Here is a 24929-nt window from a genome sequence, read left to right as displayed (position 1 = left end):
GATCAGCCCCGGCGCCGGCTGACCACGAGGACGATGTCGTGTTCTTCGCCGGGATCGAGGTGCAGCGTGGTCATTGTACCCTGCAGATCGGGGGAGGCGGCGCCCACGGCCATCATGCCCGGGCGGACCGTGATTTCGAACCGTCCGTCCTCCGTGGCGATGTGGCGCGTGGCGGCTCCGGCCTCGGACAGGATGACCTCGGTGTCGGGGATCGGGTCCGCGTTACGGCCGGGTTCAAGCGCGACGATGCCCCGCAGGATGGCACGTTCGCGCGTGATCGGGATATCGGGTGTGGGCAGGGGCTGTGACCCGTCGTCGGGGTCCGTGGGCACCGGGCTTTCAGCGCGCCAGAGGATGCCGCCGGGGGTTCTGATGCTGTTGACCACGGGACGTTCGAAGCGACCGGTGAAACTGCCCGGCCCGCCGAAATTGCCGCCGCCGCCGGGTCTGGTGGGTGTGTCATCGTCAAAGGGTGGCACGCCCATGGGGCCGGGATCGACCTCGCGCCCGAACGGGCTGGCCGAGAAGCGCCGCCCGATATAGCGGTCGGAGCAATCGGTGTCGCAGCATTGGTAGGGCAGTTCGAAGTCCGCCACGACGACAAACCGGTCAAGCGGGTCACGGGTTGCGGCCGCGCGGGCGCCTGTGGCCTGGGCCAGTGCGTTGTCCAGCGGTGGCGTAGTGTCTGTGAGCGTTGCGATCGGGGTATTCACCGTCACGCCGATGCGTTCGGCATGTTCCAGCAGCGCGTCGATGGAACAGTAGGCAAGGATGAAGGTGCCGCCCGGCTCGACCCCGGCGCTGTGTTCGAGTCCGGGGTGCCGCCTTGCATATCCGTCAAGCGTGAGTTCGGACAGCAGCTGTTGGAGGGCTGCGGTGATTTCGGTGTTGATGTTGGACGCGGCGAACGCGCTGCTTTGGGCCGCCACAAGTTCTGCCGAAGCCACGATGCGCCGTTGGCTTTCGGCCACGTCGGGTGCGGCGGCGGGGGTTGTCCGCACGGTGTCGGCGTAGTTTTCGTAGGCCTGCGCGAAGCCGCGGTAGAGTGTGCTGAATTCGTCGACCCGGAAGTCGGCGAGGCTGTCGATGGAGAGTGTGTTCATCAGCCCGACCGACTGGTTGATCAGGCTGACCGAGGCGTAGGCCGCGCGCACGTCCGCCTCATCGCCCCCCTCTGCCCGGATCGCCCGGTTGGTCCGGTCAAAGAGGTTGCCGCCGCCGCGCGGATCGCCCACCTGCGCAAAGAGCGCGCCTGCCGTGCCGTCCGCCGGGGTGTCCGCGGTACGCTCGAGCACTTCGGCGACGGCGAAGGGGCGTGCGATGATATCGCTGCGCAGGCTGTCGGCGCGCAGGCGCAGTGCGTCGGTGTCAGCCGGGTCGAGATCGAGGGCAAAGCGCGCGACGGTGGCGGTTTCAAAGAGGCTGCTGGCCGGGCCGCGCGCCGCCGTGTCGCCGGGATTGAGCGTCAGGCTGTCGGTCGGGGCAAGCAGCGCGCCGGGCGTGGTCGGTTGATCCGACAGGCGGCGGATCAGCAGGACGAGGAAGGCGAAGATGGCGCGGATGACCACCAGGAAAATCAGGTCGATGGGGCCGAGCCTGCAGAGCAGGAGTTGGCGGGCCGCTTCGAGTGCCTGCCGTTGGGCCACGGCGTCAAGCTGCTGACCTGCCGCGTCGTCCTGGCCAAGGGCGAGCGGCATGAATACCGGTTCGATGGCAAAGGACAGGCCCAGTTCGCGTTTCCACGCGACCAGTTGCGCCATAGCGGAGCCGAGCGGTTTGCCGACGATCCCTTCGATCCGGATGAAGTCCTGATCGTCGAGCCGGAAGAGCAGCGGATGCGCGTCGTCGGGGGCGCTGAAGATGTAGGAATAGACGGTGTTCAGGAGCCGTGTGCGGGTCTTGCCGTAGCTCCAGTTCAGATGCAGGTCACTGCCTGGTTCGAATGCGTAGTAGAAGGGGATGGCCCGGTCGCTGAGCGGTGCGTCCCCGGTCTTGGACGGGGTTAGGCGTATGGGCGCTGTGGCTTGATCCACGGTGCTGTAGGCGAGGGCCAGCAGGTGCATTCGCATGAAAAGGGCGCGCAGTTCTTCGAGCCGGGGGCCGTGGGTATGTGCCGGGGACGGCACGAAATGCGTGCGCCGCGCTTCCGCCCGTGGCCGCAGGCCCGCGCCGGTGCTGGCTGTCAGCGGGTCGAAAGCCAGCACATCCGCCGGGGTCGGAAAGCGGGTGGCGAAGGCATCGGGTTTGGCCGTGGCATCCCCGAGCAGGACGTGGCGGGGGAAGCGGCCAGGGTTGGGCAGGCATTCCTGTTCGAACCGTGCGGCGGCGGCGACGAAGTCGTTATAGGCCATGACCACATCGCGCATGTAGTCGTAGAAATACTGTACCATGAAGATGTTCTGTGCGAGCTGCCCCCACACGTTCGAGAAGTAGGTGTCGGGAAAGACATCCTCGCCCGGCGCGTAGAGATCGGCGATGATGTAGTCGTAGGCGGCGTAAGCGTCGCGCAGGGCCTGCGGCAGATGTGCGGAAAGCTTCAGGGCGATGCCGACGATGCGCAGGATCAGCGCGCCCATGTTATTGGTGCCTGTGGCGTCAATCCGCAGCTTTTCCACGCGCAGGTGGGGCAGGTTGTTCATGGGGTGGGTGGCGCGGTCCACCGGGCGGTTCGCGATCTCCGCCTCTTGCGCGATGATGGCGTCGGCCTGCTGGTGCGTTAGCAGAAGCCTGCGCAGGGTAAAGCGCAACTCGCTGCCCCGGTCCGAGCAGTCGTTCACATCGCAGCTTTTGAGGGATTCCAGGCGGCATTCGAGAAACAGCATCACCGTTTTGTCCGCGAGAAAGGCGGAGGTCAGGCCTTCGGGGTTTTCTTCGCCCGGGGCGGGGACGAAATCGGTATCGACAAGCTCGAACAGCGGGATCTGGGTGTCGTTGGCGTCGAAGAAGAAGGGGTAGCGTTCTTCTTCCAACTGCGCTTCGGTGACGTCTTCGGAATCTGAAACGGGAAGCTCGTAGGGGCGGAAGCGGTCAAAGCTTTGGGCCTCGTCGGTGATCAGGTAGCCTTCGGAAGTGACGGCGACGCCCTTCGATATGTCGACCCGCGCACCTTCGACGTCCACGTCGAAACCGCACACAACGCCGATGCCCGAGAGCGTGCGGCGGCTGAGCCGGTCCTGGCCTTCGAGATACGAGACGACGTCGTTCAGGGCGCGCGCGCCCAGCACCTGGCCGGATACGAAATGCGCGATGGAATGGTCGTTCATGGCGTTTCTCCCTCAGAAATACCCGAGATTGGTTTCATCCAGCCGGACGATGTTGTCGTCACCGCCGTCGTCGCAATCGTGCAGCGTGGCGGCTGGATAGATGGTGCGCAGGCTATCGAGCACCGCGATCAGGGTCGCGGCAGCCTCGGACAGCGCCGCGTCGTCGCGGGGCCATGCCGCAAGTGCCCTGCGCCAGTCCTGATGCGCTGCGTCGAGGGCTGCCATATCGGCATTGTCGACCCAGCAGATGCGCGGATGGATATGGGCCGGGCATTCCTCGCGGATGACCCGTTCGGCAAAGCGACGGAAATGCAGGTTGCGAAAGCGTTCTGGCCAGTAGGGCAGGACGACGGACACCCGGAAGGAATAGGGATCCTCTTCGCCACAGAACGCACAGTCGTCGTTCAGGCAGACCTGGAAAAACGCGTCGTTCGTGGTGCGCGGGCGCAGCAGGATGTGCTCGATCAGGTGCATGCCCTCGCTGTCGCAGAAATCCTCCTGCAAGAGCGCGTTGTGGCGGTGCAGGATCTGCCGTGCTGCGTCAAAGGCCGCGTGCGTGTCGTCGAAGGTACCCCGTTGGGTCAGCATGGTGCCGCCCCCTTCGAGCCGCAGGACCACGGCTCCGTCGCCTGCGCTGTCGTCGATGACATAGGTGTCTGCGTCGGCCATCAGGAATTCCAGGGGGCGGGCGGCATCCAGCGCGTCCTGTGCGTCGGGGAACGTCTCTTCTGACGAAAACAGAACCTCGTCGCTGTCGTTGACGATCTCGACGCGGAAGTTGCCGGCAGTGTTGCGGGTGGAAAACAACTCTTCGAACACTTCGGCGCAGTGCAGGTCGCGCCGTGTCAGGTCGGCGATGCCAAGCAGCTTGCCTGCCCGCCGTTCCAGCCCCGAGATGTTGTCGCTGTCCCAGATGTCGTCCGGGTCCTCGGGCATCTGGTTGAAGCCCTTGCCCCGTTCGCGGCTGAGCCGGGGGTAGTCCGCCAGAAAATCGCAGCGTTCGTCAATCAGCTCGCGGGCCGTCATCAGCCGATCGCCCGACAGTTGGAACGAGATCAGCGCGTAGTCGGCAAAGCGTTCGGCAAAGCGGGCGATCAGGTGGTTGAGCGCGCGGGCGCGGCGATCAAGAAACCCTTCTTCGGTCTCGTTCAGGCGGACGCGGGTTGTGTCATTGGACAGTTCGGCAGGCAGCGCGAAGAACTCGGTTTCGAATGTGTCGCGCAGGCCTGGAAAGTGATCGAGATAGGGGGGGAACCACGTCTGTTCCAGCGTCTTGTCCGGTGACAGCATCCGGCGGGTGCCAGCCAGTTGGCCCAGGTAGTCCGCCAGCACCTGGTCGAAGAAGGTCAGGTATGCCTTGAGCTGGCGGGCCTGTGCGACCCGTTCGGCTGGCACGTCACGGGGCAGGCCGTCGCGCCCCGTGCCGAAGTTTCCGGGCAGATCGTTCTGCAGGGTCGGCACGTTATCAAGGTCGCGCCAGCGCCCGATGACAGGCGGCAGGACCTGATCTGGCGGCACGTATAGTTCGGACCGGGCCAGCGCGCGCAGGTGTTCCAGCGTGCGTTCCAGTTCGGTGGGCTGCGCGCGGTAGGGCAGTTCATTTTTGTAGAGCGTCAGCTTGGTGCCGGGGAAGAACAGCACCGGCTGGTGGCCTGCGGGAATGTCCAGTGTCCAGTGTTCGGTGTCGCCCTGCGCCACGCCTTGGGCATCGTAGGCCCGCAGGGTGAGGTTGCGCACCGCCACCACCCCGTCGAGATCCACGAGGATGTTGATGATGTCCGACACGTGCACCCGCCGCCGCAGGTCACAGGCCGCAAGGTCATCATCGGTGATGAAGCCGGGCTTGGTGAAGACGGGCCGCCCTTCGACCTCGAACCCGAAGTCGATGAAGGGCCCGTTGAAGATTTTGTCGGCAGGCATGCCGTCGGACAGGAGGGCATCCAGCGTGCGAAAGATGGCGGGCGGATTGAAGTATAGCTCGATGGCGTGGAGGATGCGCGCCTCGACCTCTTCGAGGTCGGCGTCGGGGGTGACGTCGATGTCGGCACAGATGCCGATCCGGAAGGGGGCGACGGTGGCGATCTCGAAATAGTCTTCGCACAGGGGTCGGTGGGCGTGCAGGACACGCCGCACCGCTGTCAGGGCCCGCCGCCGCGCCTCGCGTTTGCGCAGGTAGAGCGCCACGGGCCCGTCCGCGCCGGGATCGTCCAGCGCGTCCTCGAGGTCCGCAAGTGTGACCGGGATCGGGTCTGGGGCGAGGCGCGGGCGGTCTTCGAGCACCGTGATGCGCATACCAGTCAGCGTGGCGATGTCGTTGCCGCCCTGCGCGACCGTGATGTCGGCGCCGAACTCGATCCCGTTGCCCGCGTCGCTGGTGTTGCTGAGGGTGATGGTCTCGGGGTCGATGGGGTCGGGCAGGGCGGCGTATTCGTAGGGCAGGGTGGTGTCACTCGGTTGGTCTAGCGCGATCACCACGCCCTTGAGCGGCCCGGCGCGCAGCGTGACTTCGAGCGCGGCCTCGTTGAGCGAGCCCAGCAGGTCGTCCTTGTCCAGTTCCACCAGCACGCGGTAGAGGCCGCTGAGCTGCACCGGGTGGTTGTCCTCATCAGCGGCGTTCTGTGGGTCGTGAGACAGCGCGTCGGCGAGGCAGTCGGCAAAGATGGGCGTTTCAGACAGCCGGTAATTGTCCGGGTCCTGCGGGTCCGTCATCGGGTCGAACCAGGCGTTGCGCACCCCTTCGACCCGGATCAGGAGGCGGCGGTGATCGTCGATGGTGACCGGCGATGTCGTCAGAACCTCGTGCGCGGGGAACAGGCCGGTTTCAGTGGCCGGTCCCATGCCGCCCGTGGGCCGCGTCATCAGGTCCGCCATCGGGAAGGCGGTGCGGTAGCCCAGGTCGGTGATGCCGTAGGCCATCGCCTCGAGCATCGCGATCCCGGCGTCGGGGCTGTTCTGGTTGGTCCATACGTCACCGCACAGGGCGGTGATGCGTTCGATGCCAAGCCTGCGGAGCGCCTCGTAATCCTGTGCGCCGGTGGCCGTGGTGGTGCGGGGGATGAACAGATCGTCCGCCATCAGACCAACCCGATCACGTGGCTGCGGGCCGACACCAGGACAGAGCGTGCGGTGGTGGCGCGGATGATGTCCAGGTCAATCGGTGGAACGGGTCCATCTGCCTTGGGTCTGTGAAACATCTGCACGTCCTCGAGGAAATCGACGTAGGCCAGTTCCTCGACGAAATCTATGATCGTGGATTTGTAGACCTGCCCGCCGAATTCGACCCCCGCCGCGCCCTGCCGTTGCCAGGGTGTGAGGTGCAGGATCAGCGCCTCTTCTATCTCTTTGCGGTAGAAATCTGTGTCGGCGATCCCGTCGCGGAAGGCGACGTTCATGCGGATGTGGATTTCCTCGAACTTGGGGTTTGTCGTTTCGAGACGGACGAAGGGCGAGCAGCGCTTGGCCAGATGGTCATGCAGCGCCGTCAGCGTCGCGCGGTCCGCGTAGGGCCGCAGCGGGTCGCGGGGTTCGATGTCGAGGACGTAGGGCACGGCCACGACGGTGACCGCGCCGGGGGCCAGTTCGTTGTCTGCGACAACGCTGCCGTTCTGGCGCTGCAATTCGGTGTGGTTCAGGCATTTGACACGGTATAGATTGGGCTGCGCCTCGAGAGCGAGATGTTCGTGGTCCCACATGGTCACAGCGCGGTCCTTGTGGCGCAGCCGTTCCGACACACGCCGGTGGAAGCGGGGGCGATCCTCGGGCCCGCGTCCGCCGAAGCTGGCGAAGGGTTGTGTCAGGCCCTTGACCGCCGGATCGGGGATCAGGAGTTTGCTGATCGTGCCTGCGGGCAGGGGCGTGTCCAGAAAGGCGGGATCGTTGCCGTTGTCGGTAAAGACCGCACGCACGCCCTGTGCCGCCACCATGTGCAGGCGGTTCACCGCAGCCGGGTTTTCGGCGGCAGATACACGGAGCCAATGTAGACCGCCGGGCATCTGTGGCGCGTCGATGGCGGCGTCATCGGGCATGGCGTAGGACAAGAGGCCCGAGCCCGCCAGATCGCCGGTGCGGTCGATCACGTCCTGGTTCTTGAAACTGGTCCAGGCGTTGCGGCCCAGATAGGCATGATCAAGCGTGGGCAGGTCCAGCAGCGGATCGCCGGTGCCGTCGGCCACCTGCATCAAGAGCGACAGCCGTTCCGGCGGGTCCAGCGCATCCACCCCAATGAACAGTGCCCCCTCGAAGGGGAGGTCGGGCAGGATGCGTCCGGGCCCGGTGTCAGGCTCCACCCCGAACGGGTGCAATAGCCAGACCTGTGCTGCCGCCTGCTGTTTGGCCTGATACTCGAGCGTGATCTCGGCCACTTCTGGCGTGAAGGGCGGCTGGGGCAGACCGGAGGCATTGTAAACGATGCTGACGGATGGCGTGCCGCCGGCTGCGAGGACATCGGTGAACGTCTCGGTCGGATCGGGCGGCGGCTCTGCCCCGCTGGCCAGCGCGATGAGGGCGAGCGTCTTGGCATCGAGATAGTGGGCATGACCGAAATCGCGGTTGAGGGTCATGCGCATGAACCCGGTGCGCTGCGTTGCGTCGTATTCGGGGTCTTCGAGCGTCAGTTCGGCGTCGGACGGAGCGCTGTCGACCCCTTTGGCCGCGAGGGTGCGGGCGCCTGCGCCGCCAAGGTCGAGGGACACGGTTGCCGTGCTGCCGCTGGTCCAGTTGCCCCCGAACAGATAGTCAAAACCCACGCGGTAATTGCCCACAGCGACGTTGTCGAAAAACAGACCCTGGCTGTAGGGCGCGGCCCATGTCACCTTGAGAGACAGGGATTCGAGCGGGCGGCAGAACACTTCGGCGGACCCGATGATCCAGGTGCCGTTGCGCCGCGGCACTGCGCCAAAGGGCAGGAAGCCGGAGGCCGGATCCGCTGTGCCGTCATCGGTGCGGATTGTCATCTGGCGCAATCCGTTGGCATGGGTTCGGATCTGGATGGCGCCACGGCTGGCATTGCGAAACAGGGCCATCGCGCGGGATGCGGCAATCTCGGCGCCGTCCCAGTCGAGCAGGATTTCGGCGACGGGTATGCCTGCGGGGTAGGGGCCCTGATGGACCTCTGGGTCGTGGGGCACGATGGCGGGGTGATCGCCTGAAAGCGAGAGGTTGAACACCACTTGCCCTGCGGAAAAGGTGGCCGTGAAGGCGCTGCCGTGGGGCAGTTCAAGCCAGCCGTCCTCTGTGGTCAGGCGGATGCGAAAACCCGGCATCGGTGACAGCGCGCCGGGCTGGGTCGTTGTAAATCGGATCTCAACCCCGCGCGTGCCTTCGCGCAGCAGCAATTGCCGGTCTGCCACGGCAAAGCCCACGCGGGCAAAGGGGCTGTCTGCGGGACCGAACGGTGCGAAATGCGGGGCGTCCTTGGGCAGTTCAGCGCCCAACCCATCGGCGGACATCGCGACTGGGGCGGCGCGCACGCGCGTATAGGGCAGACCGGCGAACATCGTTGTGTCGACCGACACGGCCTTGAGATCCGCGACCTGTGCGCGGTTGGCGACAAAATCCTCCTCCAGCGCATAGGTGACATCGGTGCCGCTGGCATCCTTGCCTCCGCGCAACAGCGTTCCGGCCGGCAAAAGATGCGCTTCGGTGCCCCGCGCGAGGTCCACGAGCAGGTGCACATGGTCGGCCTCGGGCGGCTTCAGGGCGAGGCGCAGGACCTCCTCGAAATAGAAATCCATATGCCGACCGGTCAGGTCGTTCAGTTCGGTCTGCGCCCGGTCAAACATCGACAAAAAGGCGAGCCACAATCCGTAATGCGGGGTGTGGCTGGCGAAATTCTCAAGGCTTTCAGCGAGTTGCGCGTTGGCTTCGCTGCGGGCGCGCGACAGGGCCTGGAACACGCGTTCGATGCTGGAGGACAGGAGGTTGTAGTTCAACGCGTCAAAGATCCGGGCATAGGTGTCAGCCCCGTCCGCGTAGGGGGAGGGATCTGGGTCTTGCGCGGTGTAGAAATCCGGCCAGCCTGTGGGTGCAAATCCCTGCACGATGTGCAGGGGCAGGGTGACATCCTCAAACGCGGCGGTGCCGAAGACGATATTCGCGACCTCGTCCGCGATCTGGATGCCCGGACCGGCATTGGCCCCGATGGTGAAATCCGCGGGATCAAGCGGGCCGGTGTCGATGACGCCAGCGGTCACGCCGCCCTGATGATAGCGGGCCAGATCCGCAAGGCGGGGTGCGATGGTCTGGCCCAGTTGCCGGGTCAGGCTGCGCCATAGCGGATGTTCGGGCGCCAAGGGTGTCAGGCGCTGGGTCAATTCCTGCACCAGGGCCAGCGGCAGGTGAAAACTGAGCGTGAAATGTGCGCGCAGCTCTGCCTCGGGTCGGCCTGGGTCCGCTTCGAGGAAAGATTGCGCATCCGCCAGCGCCCGGCGGAACGGGTCAACCGGCAGGCGGGCGATGGAGGCGAGGATGGCGGAAATGTCGCTGTCGAAAAAGCTGGACCAGTCGCCCGTCGGCGTGCCGTCGGGGGCGTAGTAGCGCAGGTAGCGGGCAAAGCGCCGACCGAAGAGGATCAGGTCGGCCACGTCGCGTTCGTCGAGGTGAAAGTGATCGGCCCGCCGTTCGGCCATGTCGCGGTCAGGCTGGGCCGTGCCTGTTCGAGAGAGGGGGCCGCGCCGGTCGCATGCGTTCATGGCGCCGCCTCCAGCTCATACGGCAGCACGAGGCTGAACCGGGATTTGGCGCCGCGGATCTCGTATTCGATCTCGATCCGCAGGGTGCCTGTGTTCTGGGCTGCGGTGACTGCGACCCGCTTGGCATCGACGCGCGGTTCGTGCAGCAGGATGGCGCGGCGGATGACGGTTTCGATCATCGTGAGGCGGGTCGCATTCATCGGGCCGAAGAGTTCATCCTCGATCAGGCAGCCGAAATCGGGGCGCATCAACCGTTCGCCCAGGTTGGTGGTGACGATGGTGCGCAGGCTTTCGCGGATGTTGCGCACGCCGGTCGTCATGAGAACTTCGCCATTCTCGAAGGTCGGCGGAAAGCTCCAGCCGGTTCCGATGAAGCGGTCCTCAATCGCCATCCTTCATCCTCCGATCTGGACGGTGGGCAGACCGACGGCGATTTGCCCACCGTGAATTGTCGGGTCGCCCTGCCGTGCGGCGGGCCGTCCTCCGATCCGCACGGTTGTGGATCCGCTGGCGATGGCGTCGGGCGGGCCGACGCAGATTGCGGTGTCGCCCACCACCGCGGCGACCATGCCCCCGATCCGGACGGTCGGCACCCCCGGCCCGGCGATCGGGCCACCCACATGCGGCACCGGTACGACGGCGGGGGTCTGCAGGGGGCAGCTGTGAAAGTCGGTGATCCGGGCGGCGGGGGGCATGGCGTTTGGTCCTAGTTGATGTCCACGGTGGCGCCGCGGACGACGGTCGAGCCGCTGCTTGTCAGGGTGGCGGAGGCGTTGCCTTTCAACTCCGCCCCGATTTTCGCAGAGCCGGTGATGTTGGTGCCGTCGAGCGTGATGTCGCCCTGGGCGCTGAGGGAGATGTCGGAGGCGCTGTTGAGCGCGATGCCCTGGCTGCTGAGCGTGACCTCGTTTCCGGCCTTGTCCGCCAGGGTGATCACGCCGTCCGCGTCGGAGAGCGTGATCGAGCGGCCGTCTGCCGTTTCGACCGTGAAGGAGGGGCCAGCGTCGTCGAAGACCAGCCGCGTGCCTGTGCGGGACACGATGCCCTTGAGGTCGTTGCCATCCGCGCCGGGCAGGGGGGAGCCCGCCGCGGAACTGTGCAGGCCACCGATGAGAATGGGATCGCGGGGGTCGCCGTCGAGAAAGCCCAGAAGGCATTCGCTGCCGGGGTCCGGCAGCATGGCAAAGCCCCGGTCGGCCCCGCCGCCAATGCTCATCGGGCGGGCCCAGATGGGTTCGGATGTTTCGGTTTCGGTGACCAGCCGCACGGCCACGCGGTCTTCGCCAGAAGGGTCGCCATGGACCTCTTCGACGATGCCGATCTGAAGGCCGGAGATGGCCGGGATCAGCCCCGCGGCGGGTGGTGCGCAGATGTCGTGGCGCTGGTCGTGAAAGGCCGGGTCCAGCCCGATCTGGACAAAGCTGCGCCAGTCGCCCCGCACCAGCATGTGCCGCAGGCCCGAGACAAAGCCCGCACCGTCGAACCGGGTGCCCAGCCCCTTGAGCGTGAGCATGTCGCCGACGGCAAGGGTATGCGAGCCCTGAACCTGCACCACACCGGTGACCGCTGACAGGCGGCGGCGTGTCATGACGGCACGCGCCCAGTCGTCCAGCTCTGCCTGATCACGGTCGCCGCCGTGGCGGGGCCTCGGTTTGGTGTTGGTGACGTCTCCCAGGGCGGACCCGTCCAGATCACCGGGTCCTGCCACGTCACCGGCATCGCTTTCGGCGGTCTGGACTGCGGCGTCTGCCGCGCTCCAACTGCCGACGGTGATGGCACCGGCCTGCCCCTCGGCGTTGAGTTCCAGATCCACGCTGAACACGGTCCGCCCGTATTCGACCTCGGTCGCCGGTTCCGCATCCAGATCGGGTTCAAAGAGCCGGAGGCCATCCGTAGTCCCCACCATCAACTGGCCGATCCGTTCCCCGCGCAGGACGGCAAAATCCCAATCCGTCGCCTGATGCTGGACCAGCTGGGGCCGTTTGGCGGTGGATGAGCCGTCAAAACTGATCCCGTGGGCGGCGGCGAGATCACCGATGGCCTCGGCGTCTGTGACATCGGACCAGACCCGCGAGTGCCGGGCGTGGTGCATCCGAAAAGCGGGGTGCTTGACCTCGACATGCAGGCGGGATGAGCCGTGCAGAGGCGCGTCGGCGCGCAGCCGCGTGGCCACGCCGCGAAATACCAGCTCTTCGAGCCGGTTGTAGCCCAGGTCGATCTCGATCTCGGCGCCGGGCACGAACTCAGGTGCGGCGGCAATCTCGAAATCTTGCTTGGCCGGATCACCGTCCTGGAAAATCAGCTGGGCGTAAGGGATGCAGCCACAGACCTGCGACACCTCGAGAGACAACAGCGCATAGGTGCCGGGAATGTCGGATCCGTTTGACCGGATGGTCACGGTGGTCAGGGCGGCGCTGGTTTCTGGATCAAGGGGCATGGCTATCTCACCAGTCTACCGCACGGGCGGCAGGATCAGTTCTGATCCGCTGTCGAGTTGGCGCACCGTGTTCAGACCGTTGGCGCGTGCCACGTCAAGATACCTGCCGGGATCGCGATAGATCCCGTAGACAACATTCGGCAGCGTATCGCCTTCATGGACCAGGCGGCCATGGGTGATGTCGGGGCTGGCGAGGTTCTTCTCCTTCTCCTGAACTTCGGGATCCTTGTGTTCGATAAACGTGGCGCTCAGGTCGGCCCGCAGCGGATTGCCCTGCGGATCGAACAGCTTGTAGTTCACCGAATAGCTTTCGAGCGCGCAGCTGACCGAAAGGGTGCCCCAGACCAGATGCAAGAAGCGCTGGCGGTGGACCTCACCGGAAAAACCGACCGTTTCGCGAAAGGCGTTGAGGCGGTCCTGAAGCGATTGGGCCGAACTGGGCGTGCTGCCGTGGCGGCCATCGACGTCGAGGGCGCCGGACCCTTCCTCCTTCAGTTCCAGCGTGAACGAGCGCGGCTCGATCCCCTTGACCTTGGCTTCGTTGCCATCCGCGCCCTGTGGCGTTTCATCGGAATTCATCTGCAGCTGGACCGCATCGGTGTATTCCGCCGGATTGATCTGCGCGACAAAGGGCGGCCCGGACGGCTGGCTGTCGGCAAAGGCCTTGGACGTGTCGTAGGGCACGATCATCAGCTTTACCAAGGTCCCGTCGACCGGTGCCATGTCAGCGCTCCTCCCGGCGCCGCATCACGGCCATGGCTTCGGCGACGGCGGCGGATATGATCTTTTCCCGCTCTGCCGCCTTTTCGGTTTTGGACATTTCACTTTCCGGCTTGGGTGTCGGGCTGCCTTCGAGACGGGCGCGGAATTCGATGAGATTGATGCTGACCGTCATCTCAGATCTCCTGAAAATGGGCGTAGGCAAGTTCCAGCGTTTCAACGACGATGTCGCTGGTTTCCGCGTTGAAATCCGACACGTTCCACTTTTTCGGCCATGCGTTGATGACCGAAAAACTGCGCACTGGCTCAAGTTGCGTGTCCAGCAGGATCACGGTGACGGTGACAGGGCGGATGACAAAACTTTGTACCGCGTCGCGGATCCAGGTTGTCACGGCGCTTTCCGCGATCAGGCCGCGTTTCAGGATCAGGTCCGGGTAGCTTGCCCGCACAGGCACCTTGTGGACAAAACGGTTTTCGCCGCCTTCAGTGATCGTTTCCTGCTCCAGTTCCATCGACAGCCCCGACACCTCGCGAAAGCGGATGTCCAGATCGCCGGCATCGGGCAGATCAAACTCAACCCGGAAATTGAAGGCGAGCGGCAGGTTATAAGGGTGCGCGAGGGCCAAGACCGTCGCCTCAGGGTACGGAGACAGAGATGGAGTCGCCGCGGACTTCCATCGTTTCAATCGCGATCTCGTTGCCTTCGGCCTTGAGGTCGGTCGACGAACACTTGGTTACAAATGCGTTGGAGATGACCCAGACAAAGACCGGCTCGCGGACTTCATCAAGAAGGGTAACCTGGATGTCGCGTCGGTTGGCGGGATCCAGAATGGTCTGGAACCAGTCATGGATGTCATTGTCGCCCCGTACCATGCCCCGCTTGAACGAGATGGTACTGTATTTGAACATGCCGGGCATCACGATCTTGGACGGCGATGTAAAGGCACCTTCGCGGTACTCGATGACCTCATTTTCCATGTCCAGGCCCGAGACCTCGGTAAAGCCGATACGGGTGAATCCGTCCATTTCGACCTCGAAATTATACTTCGCCAGTGGGTAGTCGATCATGGCTGTGGTCCTCTCAAAACGGGCGGATCAGGCCGCTTGTGCTTTCTGGGTGAATTGCAGGATGATTTTCTCGGCCGGGCCCGGAATGGCGACGCGCACAAGGATGCGCATCAGCCCGTCGATGATGTCCTGCTGGGTCATGGTTGTGCCCAGGCCGATGGTGACGTCGAAGGCGTCCGGGGCCGTTGGGCCGGTCAGTGTGCCTGCTCGCCATTCATTCAGCAGAAAGCCCGAAATCATCCGGTTGGCGCGGACCCATGTCTTGGGTTCGTTGGGTTGGAAGACGAATTGCTCCAGTGCGGTTGCAATGCTTTCTTCCAGATAGAGCGCGGTGCGGCGGCGGTTGATGAACTTCCAGTCGCCGCTGTTGCCCGCCAGTGTGCGCCCACCCCAGACCAACGTGCCGCGACCGGTAAAGGCGCGGATCGCGTTCACCGATTTGCCGGACGTGGGGTCCACGTTCAGCAGGCCCTGTTCGGCATCTGTGATGGCAAGGGCCGGTCCGGTGATGTTGTTGACACCGACATTGGCGGGGGTGACATGCACCCCGCGCTGCCGGTCCGTTCGGGCATAGATACCCGCCATGGCGGGCGAGGGGGGCATGATGAGGGAGGTTCGGCCCAGAAGGGCGAGCACCTCGGCCTCGACGTTCTTTTCGCCGGGGGTGCTGTTGGCTGGAGTGACGGTGTCGATAACGCCCTGGAAAAACCCGTCTGACAAGGGCAAGTCGTTGCCGCCGCTGAACAGATCCGCGCCGCCATCCTCGTTGCCTTCTGCATCGACGGTGATGAGTTGCGAGGCGTCATCAATGTCGACGGTGTCGGGGTCAAAGAGGATCGGCATCGTCGTGTTGAGGTCAGGCATGTAGGCGGCGCCGTATTTCAACTCGTCCTCGGCGACGGTCGTGACGTTGTCGCGAAACTCTGACGTGACCAGCTCAGCGAGGCTTGGGCTGGGATTGGCATTGTCGACGGCCCCGCCGGGGCGCGCCTCGAACACGTCTGCAATGGTGAAGCGGTCCTTCATCCGGCGGCACGATTGCAGGGATGCCGTGACCAAGGCTCCATAGTTCACGGCATTCGCACCTATGGTATTCAGAATGACGTTGATCGTGATCTCGTCGATGCTTTCGAGCGCTCGGATGGCGTCGACGTAATCCTGCTGTGTGGCTGCGGCATCAATCGGGCGGATATGGCAGGGGCCGCCGCCATTGGCAAAGTAGTGGTCCATCCCGTGGAAGAGCAGGCGCGCGCCCGTCGGGACACGTTCGGGTTGGTTCACATACCTGACATCGGTGCCCAGAAGACCGCCTTCTTGATCGACGAACTTGTCGACATGGATCAGAAAGGTGCTGGGTGTCGGGGTGCCAAACAGGAACTTGAAGTCCTCGAACGAACTGATGCGCCAGGTGTTGCCGACCAACGTGGTGCCGTCCGGGCTGGTGGGGTTTTCCACGGGGCCGATGAAGGCGGGAATGGCCGTTGCAACCCCGGCGATCGACTGCGGGAAGGCTGACTGTTCCAAGACCGCCACGCCGGGCGTCGAGAGCATAAGGTCATTCATTGCGGTTCTCCTGTCAGGGGGCGAGGCGGTTGCGAAATGTTGCGGTGAACTCGGCACCGGCGGGGACGGGCACGGTGTCCTGGCGCTGATCCCACCAAAGATCGAGGATCACGGGCACACCGGACCGTGCGATTTCATTGTCGGCGTAAATCTGTTGATCGAGCGCACCGGGGACGGGGGTTGTCAGGCGCGCTGCCGGGTGGGGCAGGGCCTGAAGGTCGATGTTCATTTGCAGGCTGGGACCGGGCGGCGGCGAAAACAGTTGTTCCAGCAACTGGGTATTGTCGAACCGGTCGCGCGCGCGCACCCGGTCGGGTGATCCGCCCGTCAGATCAATGGTGACCGGGAACGCGCTGGCCGGACCTGCATGCACCAGTTCGGTCTGTTCGACGGTGTCACCAGCACTCAGGGCACCGGACAGGCGGATGGCCCCGCCCGCATCGAGATTTTCCAGCAGAATCTGCCGCCCGGCGGCAGACAGGTCCGGATGATAGCGGCTGAAGAACTGCCTGTCCTGCAGGGCCACGCCAAAGCTCAGCCTGATCCGGTCACTGATGGGTGCAATCAACGGATCCGCCGCCTCGGGGGACGCGCGGCTGAACACTGAAAATCCGGCGGGCTCGGATCGAAAGACCAGCGCATGGTTTTCCATGATCTTTCGCGTGGGCGCTGTCGGTTTGCAGACAAGACTGGTGACCGCATCGCCGTTGTCGTCATCAAAGGCGACGCGCAGGAAGCGGTTATACTGCCACACGAAACTCATGTGCCGCTCGTGTCCATGGCGATGGTGCGGATGGGCGGGCCGGGCAACTCCTCGGCCTCATGCCGGATTTCGAGAAGCCGGACCTTGTAGATCACGCAGGGAAACAGCGTGCCGCCCATGATCGACCAGAGGTTGTTCAGCGCCTCGAAGCTCATGTTGTGATGGTCAAAGGCAAGTTGGGCGGCGCGTTCGGGAAAGGGGTTGTCGACGCTGCCGTCGGCGGCCGTGAATATCCGCCTGTCCTGAAACAGCGCAATCGTTTCGGACAGGTTGAGAAGGCTCATCCCGTAGTTCGGAAAGTCGAACGCAAAGAGCAGATAGAGGTTCATGAAGGCCGACGGCTTGCGCGTGACGGGCTGCCCGTCTGCGATGATCGTGTTCGGGGTATTTCGAAGTGCTGGCTCTTCCTCGACATTGATCAGCGTGATGGCGAGCCCTTCGGCCGTGCCCTCCTGAGCAAGCACACGCGCGCTTTCCAATTGCGCCTCGGCATCGCTCACATTCAGGTGGTCCCGCACCTCACGTCGGATAAATTCGAGCGCTTCATTAATCATGGTCAATGTCCATGAACTTTTCCCGAGCTATCTAAGCATCAGAAACAAAACAGAAAAAATTACGTACAATTCCGGCGCCGGTTAGAAAAATTCAGGCAGGCAGCGCCAATTCAGCAGAGGTCACTACGCTAGGTTGATGGCTTACGTTGCGTCAATCTACGTTATGTGACATCGGCAAACTTTAGCCGACAGGGTCAGTAAGACATCACATTTTCATGAGGTCGCAGCCGCGATGACACCGATGGCCCAAGAGCGCGTGGGCACAAAAAAGGGGGCCAATCGGCCCGCTTTTCTCCGGTCACTGAAACACGGTCAGGTCAGCGCGGCGATGTTTTTGAGGCCCCGTTCATAGGTTTTGCCCAGGATCCGGTCCATGAACAGGCCAAAGATGCGGAACACGGGGTTGAAGCCCAGGTCCGAGGTCACCGTCCACGTCACGCGTGTGCCCGATGCCGTCGCCTTGGCTTCGATCACTTGAACCGGTTTTCCCATGGCCCCCAGATCAATGAGGTGCGTGACCCGTGTGGCCGTCACGTCCGTCACGGTTTGCGTGCCCTTGCCCTCCTTGCCGTCAAAGCGGAACCCGGAACCGATGCCTTCGGCCGGGCCGAACGGCGTAATCTTCAGCGCGGGGTCTGTGGTGCGATAGGGGTTGAAGGTCTGGAACCCTTCGGTGCTGGCCACGCGGGCGATCACGTCCTCGACGCTCAGATCGACATCCGCGTGACGGGACACAACCACCTTTCGCGGCAGGAGCAGTGCAATCAACGCGACGGCGGCAAGGATGGTCAGGACAGTGTAAACAATGGTCATTGGTCTATTCCCTCTGGACTGTAGGTTACGAAGGGTTTTCGGTCCCTTCCGCCCACACGACGAAGACCAAAGCCGCCAATCGACAGCTCACGACATTTTTTTGCGCAGAGCCTCGATTTTTCTTTCCAGCCATCTTTGCGACGGCGCGTCGGTACTTAGGGAAAGGGCGGTTCGGTAGGCGACCACCGCCTCGGCTGTCTGGCCTAACTCTGCGAGACAGTGCGCCCGAACGGCGTGAAACGGCTGGTAGTGTTGCACACCGTCAAAGTCGATCAAGGCCAGCATCCTCAACCCCTCTGCCGGGCCTGCGTCCTCGGCGACAACGGCGGCGCGGCTGACGGCGGCACCGATGGAGGGATAGCTCTGCATCAGCCCGTGATACAGCTGCGACAGCGCCCGCCACTCGGTCTTGCCCGTCACCGACCGCGCGGCATGCACCGCCTGGATTGCCGCTTCCAGCTGGAACCGCCCCAACGCCCCTTGCAGTGAGGCCTGGGTCAAAATGCTGGCGGAACGGTCGATCAGGGCCGCGTCCCAAAGGGTCACATCCTGTTCAGGCACGGGGACCAGAACGCCGTCCTGCACGCGGGCATCGCGGCGGGCCTCGATAAACCCGATCAGCGCCGTGAGGCCCAACGCCTCGGCATTGTCCGGCGCAAGCTCGGCCAGGATAGTCGACAAAAAGAACGCCTCATGGCTCAAATCGCCGTCACCGTCCAGCCAGTCCACGGCATAGGCGCCGTAGACCGCCTCAAGCACCGCGCCCATGCGTTCGGGGAGCGCTTCCGGTTCCGGTACGACAAAGGGAATGCCGGCAGACTTGATCTTCCTCTTGGCGCGCACAAGGCGCTGCGCCATCGCCGCAGGTGACAGCAGAAAGGCCTTGGCGATCTGCTCCGCCTCCAGCCCCAGCACCGTCTGCAACATGAGGGGCGTGCGGATGGTTTGATCAATGGCAGGATGGGCGCAGACAAAAAGGAGTTTCAGCCTTTCGTCCAATTGCGCCTCTTCGGGTTGGGTGGCGTGTGCGTCGGCCATGTCGCTTGCCTCATCCGTGATCACCAAACGCGCATCCCGGCGCGCCTGGTCGGTGCGTTTATTTTTGGCCACGGTCAGCAGCCAGGCTTCGGGCTTGTCGGGGATACCCCGGTCGGGCCAGGTTTTCAGGGCCGCGACAAAGGCATCGGCCAACGCATCTTCGGCGGCGATGATGTCGCCCGTCCGGCTGGCCAGCATCGCAATAAGCTTGCCATAGGCGGCACGGGCGACATCCTCCGCCCGCGCCTGTGCGTCGGGTCCGTTCACACGCTGTCCATGGCAGACGCGCGAATTTCGACCTTGCCATAGTGCACGGCGGGGCATTTTTCAGCCCATGCCAGCGCCTCATCCAAGTTCTCGAGCTCGATAGCGAAGAAACCACCGAGCGTTTCCTTGGTCTCGGCAAAGGGTCCGTCCTGCACCCGCTTTTCGCCACCGGCGAGCGTGATGGTCGTCGCCGTATCCGCAGGGTGCAGCCAATCAGTGTCGATAAAAACGCCAGCCTCCTGAAGGGCGGCGATGTATTTGCCAAAGACCTCTTTGGATTCTGCCCAGTCCTCAGGCGTCATGTGGGCAAAGTCCGCGGGGTTTGAATAAAGAAGAAACGTGTAACGCATTGTTTTAATTCCTTGTTGGTGTTTCAGATTAAGCCGCAACGTCAGCAATGTTGGCAAGGCCAAGTTCAAAGCTCGGCCCGATCATACCGTCCATGAACAGGCCCATGACCCGCAGGACGGGGTTGATGCCCAAATCCATGTCCATCCTTCATGTGACCTCGGTCGCACCATTGGCCAGCACCGCCGAGATCGCTTGTGTCGGCTGCCCCAGCGGGCCGAGATCAAGGGCAAAGATCACTTGGTCAGACGCCACGGATGTCGCGGACTGCTGGCCCGCGCCGTCTTTACTTTGAAAGGTGAAGCCGGAGCCAACGCCGGAGGCGGGACCGAACATGTCGACCTGCAGGTCCGGATCAAGGTCCTTGTACGGGTTGAAGGTCTGGTAGCCCGTGTTGGAAGCCGCGAGGTCAAGGACGGCTTGCGGTGCCACATCCATCACGGCCTTGCGTTCAATACTCACGTGGCCGGGGAGTGCGAATGTTGTAACAGCGAGGGCCGCGATGCCGCAAGCCGTATAGATGGCGTATGTTTTGACGTCCATTGGTCTGTCCTCTCGTCTTTGTCGGCGAAGGGCTTTTTGGCCGCTTCATCTCAATGACGAACGGGGAAGACGCCAATCGACATCTGGAAGACGAAATTCAAAAGAAATTTCGACAGCCCACGGCAAGTGCGCGCAGATGGCTTGCTACATTTAATCTTAAGGCATTGAATTAATTCACTTTACCCGAAGGGTGCAAAGCTTGCCCTTGCACTACGCTGGAACTCGTCTTGGTGCCGATGCTGTGCCGCCATACCGCTCGAGGTCTGCGTTCAGCCTGCCACGACCGCCTGCAGATCAAAGATCGGCAGCAACACGGACAGAACAATGATCAGGACAAAGCCGCCCACAATCATCATCAGGATCGGTTCAAGAAGAGTGGTTAGACGTTTACGCTCGATGCTCAGGCCGTTTTCAACCAGAACGGCGCTGCGGTCTGTCATGCGGGCAAGTCGGACCGAGGCTTCGCCTGCGCGGATCAACTGACGCGCAACCGACGGAATGATGCTGAGCCGGTCGAGTGCTTTGGACAGCGTTTCGCCCTGGCGAATGGCGACACACACAGCATCCGCCTCTGTTCGGAACGTGTCGATGGTCAGCACACTGGCCGCGTTTTCCGCAGCGGACAGAACGGAATGCTTCGCGCCGAGGATCAGTGCGAGCGTGCGTAGGTATTGCACCGCAGCAGCGAGCCGCATGAAGCGCCCGATCACTGGCACACGCAACAGCAAGCGGTCGCGTGTCTTGCGCAGTGTGGGCACGATCCCGGCGGCGATGATCAGGCAAAGACCGGCCAGACCAAAGGCACCCAGCCCCAGCGCATTGCGCTGCATCCAGTCGCTGACCGCCAGCACGTTCTGCGTGATCGCTGGCAATGGTCTGCCGGTGACCTCAAACATGGCGACGATTTCCGGTGCGACGCTGACCATCAGGATACCGCAGACAAGGATCGACACAGCGGCGACAAAGCCGGGATAGATAAGCGCACTGGTGATCTGTGCCCGGTCTGTGCCGCGGGTTTCCAGGAATTCGGCGAGTGCATCGAAGACGGTTGGCAAATCGCCAGCGGTCTCACCAGCATGCACGGCTGCTGTAAAATAGGGGGCAAACCCGGCACCGGATTGAGCCAGTGCCTCGGACAAGGGTGCGCCATCCATCAGGGACGCGCGGGCGCGGGCGGCCACTGTGTCCAACGTTCCTTGCCCGCCTTCCCGGACCGCTTCGAGGGCGGCCTCGACCGGCAGTTCTGCACCGAGAAGAACGGCCATTTGCCGTGTGAACACCGCTTGGAGGTCGGCGCTGAGCCGGGCCGTCCGCTGACCCACAAGGGCCGCCCGCCAGTCGCCGCCCGCCCCGCGCAGTTCCAGATGTGAGACATGCAGCCCTTGTTCCTGAAGCTGTGCGGCGGCGTGGCCTTCGGTCTCTGCAATGATGGTGCCGTTGCGCCGTTTGCCCGCATGCGTGAAGGCGGTATAGCCGTACGCGTTCACGCGACATCCCCGACAACGCGCAATGTCTCGGCCAGCGTGGTGCGACCGGCGGCCACTTCTCGCAGGCCCTGACCGATCAGGGTTTCCGTTTCGTTAAGCGCGAGGGCCATCAGGTCCGTCTCGTTTGCACCACGATCTACTGCCTGTCGCAACGCATCGCCAATCTCGATCATTTCAAAGATGCCCAGTCGGCCCGCATATCCAGTCCCGTTGCAGGCGGCGCACCCTGCGGCGTCAAACACGACGTCAGGTATGGTCAAGCCGTGGCGCCGGAAATGGGCGTCATCCTCGTCGGTCGGTGGGCGCGGTGAGGCGCAGTCCGGGCACAGGCGCCGCAAAAGCCGCTGCGCGATCACACCGCGTAGCGTGGCTGCGATCAGAAAGTTGTCCAACCCCAGATCACGCAAGCGCACGACGGCCCCCACCGATCCATTCGCGTGCAGGGAAGACAGGACCAAATGGCCGGTTAGCGCAGCTTGACTGGCGACGGTGGCCGTTTCCGCGTCCCGGATCTCGCCCACCAGAATGACATCCGGGTCCTGGCGCAGAGTCGCGCGCAGCCCTGCCGCAAATGTCATGCCTATGTCTGCATTGATCTGTGATTGGCTCACACCCGGCAGGTCGTATTCTATCGGATCTTCGACAGTCACAATGTTGCGCTCATCATGATTGGCGAGCTGCAGCAGGGAATAAAGCGTCGTGGTCTTGCCTGCCCCGGTGGGCCCGGTGGCCAGAATGATACCGTTGGGCATCGCCGCCATGCGTTCCAGCAAGGTGATCTGGCTGTCCGACAGCCCCAGGTCAGCCAATGGGCGCAGACCGGAGGAGCGGTCGAGGATACGCAGCACAATCCGCTCGCCGTAGTTTCCGGGCAGGGACGACACCCGCGTGTCAATCATGCGCCCGCCCAGTGACAGGGGAATACGTCCGTCCTGTGGTAGACGTGTTTCGGCAATGTCGAGCCCGGCCATGACCTTCAACCGGGAGATAATGCGTTTTACCGGCACATCCGATCTGTGCATGACAGGTTGCAGGAAGCCATCAATGCGCATTCGTATGCGCAACCCGTCTTCGGACGGTTCGAGGTGCAGGTCGGACGCGCCTGATGTGACGGCCCGGCGCAGCACCTGATTGACTAGCTGGATCACCGGCGCTTCTGAACTGTCCTCGAGCAGATCGCGCTGGCGGATAGCGTCCGTTCCGTCCTCAAGATCGAAGAGAAGGGCATCGGTCGATGTCTCTTCATCGTCGGTGCCTGATTGATAGATCCGGGACAGTTCAAGCGCGAACGTGTCCTGGTCGACGACGTGCGGTCTGGGCGCCTGACCCGAGCCGAGGCGCCGCTGCGCCTCGCGCAGACCGATCGTGCTGGCGTGCGGCCCAATGACCAATCGTGTACCGTCCAGAATGACCTGCTGGTCCCGCGCAAAGGCAAAGGGCAGCCTAGTTTTCACCAAACCTGAGCCGTGAGGGGAGGGGTGGGAAATTGCGTTGCTGGGCGACTTCATCCACAAATCCGGCGTCAAAGGGCTGATTGAGGTCGGCACCGTCAAAGGGCAGCCCAACCATGTTCGTGCGGGGGAATTGTTGCTCGTTCACGGGGGCGATGGCAAGGCTTGCGGCCTTTGCTTCGCGCGCCAGCTTACGCGTCAGACGCTGCGCCTCGGCTTCGGACTTGACGACTTGTGGGCGGAGCAGGATCAGAAGAACACGCTGGTTCTTGGTCGAATTCTTGCCGCGGAACAACCCGCCGATCAATGGCACCTCGCTCAATCCCGGCACTTTTTGCGACACCGACCCCGATCCGTCTTCCAAGAGGCCGCCCAGCATGATCACATTGCCGTCGTGCACCAGCACGTTGGTGGTCAGCGCGCGGCGGGCCGTGATCTCGCCCCCGGCGGAGGCGGTCGCGTTGGTCAATCGCGAGACTTCCTGTTCAATCGACAGCTTCACGGTTTCGTCCGCGTTGATCTGCGGCACGACCTTGAGGGTCAAACCGACATCCTGCCGTTCGATGGTTTGAAAGGGATTGTCCGGCAACGCAGAGTCGCCCACCGTCGAAAACGAACCTGTCACAAACGGCACGTTTTGCGCCACGATGATTTCCGCTTCCTGGTTGTTCAGGGTCATGATGGACGGCGTGCTAAGCAAGCGCGTCGAGTTGCTGCTTGCAATGGCACTGATCAGTCCGACGATGCCATCACCCTGACTGCGTGCGCTTACCCCAATCGTCCCGCCATTGCCCGGTGACGCGATGTCGCCATCAAGGACCGAACTGACAAGGTTTGTCAGGCTGGGGCGCCCCGTTAGTGTAAATTCAACGCCGCCAATGATGGCGTCGTTCAGGATGGCGCCGAACTGGGCGGACAGATCGGCAAAACCGTCCACCGACATCTCGAAAATGACGGCTTCGACCAGCACCTGGGTCGGGCGCCGATCTAGGAAGTGGATCATGTTCACGATGTCATCTACGCGGTCCTGCGGCGCAGTGATCAGGAGCGTATTGGTCTGCGCCTCGGGGATAATGCGTATGGTGTTCTGGTCCGCCGGATTGTCGCCAGTCTGATTGGCAATCGCGCGCAGAACCACGTCCGCGAGGGCCGCACCGTCCGCATAGTTCAGTTCAACGGCCGTGCTGACGATGTTGTTGCGCTGCGTATCCAGACGAGAAGCCAGAACACGAAGCTGTTGCTGCAGGTTCGGCGGGCCGGAAATGATCAGCGCATTCGACCGCTCGTCCACGGACACGGCAGCGCCTGGCGGCACGATGTCCATGGATTGGATCACCTCCAGCACGTCCCGCGCATCCGCGTTGCGCAGCCGTATCATCTCGATCGGGCGTTCGCGGGGTTGATCCAACCGCTCGATGAGTTGCGCGATGCGCGCATGATTGTTGCCACGGTCCGACAGGATCAGCAGCTTCGATCTGGGAACCGGCGTCAGCACCGCTTCGGCGGGCAAGAGCGGTCGGACGACTTCGATGATCTCTTCCAGTGAGGTGTTTTGCACTTCGATCACGCGGGTCTCGAAATTTCCGGTGATGTTTTGCGTTGAACCGGTCGACAGTTCGCGCGCGACATTGATCGGCACGATACGGTCAGCGCCCACGCCTTCGACGATGGTCAAGCGGTTCAATTCCAGCACATTCAGGAAAACGGCATAGAGTTCATCGGCCTCAAGGTCTTGTGGCGCCAACACGGTGACGGTGCCGCGCACCGCTTCGTCGATGACAAAGTTCTGGCCAGTCGCTTCGGAGACGATTTCGACAAAACTGCGCAAGTCTGCGTCGCGCAAATCCACCTGTACCTGGGCATTTGCACTGCTTGCGAGCAGGGCTGCTGTGCACATGCATGCTATCAGTCCCGCAAGCGCACGC

At 63.3% G+C, this 24929-nt stretch carries 20 protein-coding genes; all 20 read right to left on the bottom strand.

The features are described 5' to 3' along the window. Positions 1-2: 2 nt before the first annotated feature. Positions 3-3263 carry a hypothetical protein gene (locus FD715_RS20345; protein WP_147114412.1) on the bottom strand — a complete coding sequence of 1087 codons (3261 nt, stop codon included), beginning with the start codon at positions 3261-3263 and terminating at the stop codon, positions 3-5. A 12-nt stretch (positions 3264-3275) separates the two neighbouring features. After that, on the bottom strand, positions 3276-6338 hold the full coding sequence (locus FD715_RS20340) for a hypothetical protein (protein ID WP_147114409.1): 3063 nt from the start codon (positions 6336-6338) through the stop codon (positions 3276-3278). Next, a complete protein-coding gene (locus FD715_RS20335; protein WP_147114406.1) occupies positions 6338-9952 on the bottom strand; it encodes a hypothetical protein in 3615 nt (1204 codons plus the stop codon). The genes FD715_RS20340 and FD715_RS20335 overlap by 1 nt, the downstream gene beginning before the upstream one ends. Further along, positions 9949-10344 carry a GPW/gp25 family protein gene (locus FD715_RS20330; RefSeq protein WP_147114403.1) on the bottom strand — a complete coding sequence of 132 codons (396 nt, stop codon included), beginning with the start codon at positions 10342-10344 and terminating at the stop codon, positions 9949-9951. The genes FD715_RS20335 and FD715_RS20330 overlap by 4 nt, the downstream gene beginning before the upstream one ends. 3 nt (positions 10345-10347) lie before the next feature. After that, a complete protein-coding gene (locus FD715_RS20325; protein ID WP_147114400.1) occupies positions 10348-10647 on the bottom strand; it encodes a PAAR domain-containing protein in 300 nt (99 codons plus the stop codon). An 11-nt stretch (positions 10648-10658) separates the two neighbouring features. Beyond that, complete coding sequence (locus FD715_RS20320; RefSeq protein ID WP_147114397.1) at positions 10659-12389, bottom strand: phage baseplate assembly protein V; 1731 nt, start codon at positions 12387-12389, stop codon at positions 10659-10661. Positions 12390-12404: 15 nt separating this feature from the next. Continuing rightward, positions 12405-13112 (bottom strand): hypothetical protein, encoded by a 708-nt coding sequence (locus FD715_RS20315; protein ID WP_147114395.1) that lies wholly within the window; start codon positions 13110-13112, stop codon positions 12405-12407. A 1-nt stretch (position 13113) separates the two neighbouring features. Continuing rightward, the gene (locus tag FD715_RS22595) at positions 13114-13284 is read right to left on the bottom strand and encodes a hypothetical protein (RefSeq protein ID WP_189799574.1); all 171 of its coding nucleotides are present in this window, start codon (positions 13282-13284) and stop codon (positions 13114-13116) included. 1 nt (position 13285) lies between these two features. Continuing rightward, positions 13286-13735: a phage tail protein gene (locus FD715_RS20310; RefSeq protein WP_223275007.1), complete on the bottom strand. Its 450-nt coding sequence runs from the start codon at positions 13733-13735 to the stop codon at positions 13286-13288. A gap of 10 nt (positions 13736-13745) precedes the next feature. Beyond that, a complete protein-coding gene (locus FD715_RS20305) occupies positions 13746-14177 on the bottom strand; it encodes a phage tail protein (protein ID WP_223275006.1) in 432 nt (143 codons plus the stop codon). A 27-nt stretch (positions 14178-14204) separates the two neighbouring features. Next, complete coding sequence (locus FD715_RS20300; protein WP_147114392.1) at positions 14205-15740, bottom strand: phage tail sheath subtilisin-like domain-containing protein; 1536 nt, start codon at positions 15738-15740, stop codon at positions 14205-14207. Positions 15741-15753: 13 nt separating this feature from the next. Then, the gene (locus tag FD715_RS20295; protein WP_147114389.1) at positions 15754-16503 is read right to left on the bottom strand and encodes a hypothetical protein; all 750 of its coding nucleotides are present in this window, start codon (positions 16501-16503) and stop codon (positions 15754-15756) included. Then, positions 16500-17057, bottom strand: coding sequence for a DUF4255 domain-containing protein (locus FD715_RS20290; RefSeq protein ID WP_147114386.1), 558 nt, complete (start codon positions 17055-17057; stop codon positions 16500-16502). The genes FD715_RS20295 and FD715_RS20290 overlap by 4 nt, the downstream gene beginning before the upstream one ends. A gap of 312 nt (positions 17058-17369) precedes the next feature. Next, positions 17370-17870 carry an SRPBCC family protein gene (locus FD715_RS20285; protein ID WP_147114384.1) on the bottom strand — a complete coding sequence of 167 codons (501 nt, stop codon included), beginning with the start codon at positions 17868-17870 and terminating at the stop codon, positions 17370-17372. 87 nt (positions 17871-17957) lie between these two features. After that, entirely contained in the window at positions 17958-19175 is a 1218-nt protein-coding gene (locus tag FD715_RS20280; RefSeq protein WP_223275005.1) for an RNA polymerase sigma factor, read from the bottom strand. Continuing rightward, positions 19172-19525 carry a YciI family protein gene (locus FD715_RS20275; RefSeq protein WP_147114378.1) on the bottom strand — a complete coding sequence of 118 codons (354 nt, stop codon included), beginning with the start codon at positions 19523-19525 and terminating at the stop codon, positions 19172-19174. The genes FD715_RS20280 and FD715_RS20275 overlap by 4 nt, the downstream gene beginning before the upstream one ends. A 148-nt stretch (positions 19526-19673) precedes the next feature. Next, a complete protein-coding gene (locus FD715_RS20270) occupies positions 19674-20066 on the bottom strand; it encodes a polyketide cyclase (RefSeq protein WP_147114376.1) in 393 nt (130 codons plus the stop codon). 269 nt (positions 20067-20335) lie between these two features. After that, positions 20336-21553, bottom strand: coding sequence for a type II secretion system F family protein (locus FD715_RS20265; protein WP_223275004.1), 1218 nt, complete (start codon positions 21551-21553; stop codon positions 20336-20338). After that, positions 21550-23007 (bottom strand): GspE/PulE family protein, encoded by a 1458-nt coding sequence (locus tag FD715_RS20260; RefSeq protein ID WP_223275003.1) that lies wholly within the window; start codon positions 23005-23007, stop codon positions 21550-21552. The genes FD715_RS20265 and FD715_RS20260 overlap by 4 nt, the downstream gene beginning before the upstream one ends. Further along, positions 22997-24929: type II secretion system secretin GspD (gene gspD, locus FD715_RS20255; RefSeq protein WP_147114370.1), on the bottom strand; the 1933-nt coding region annotated here is incomplete at its 5' end. The genes gspD and FD715_RS20260, both read right to left, overlap by 11 nt.

Origin of the sequence: Tateyamaria sp. syn59, from assembly GCF_007995245.1 — a bacterium.
GTDB lineage: Bacteria > Pseudomonadota > Alphaproteobacteria > Rhodobacterales > Rhodobacteraceae > Tateyamaria.
The sequence above is the reverse complement of the archived record's forward strand: the minus strand, read 5'-3'. Positions and strand labels throughout refer to the sequence as shown.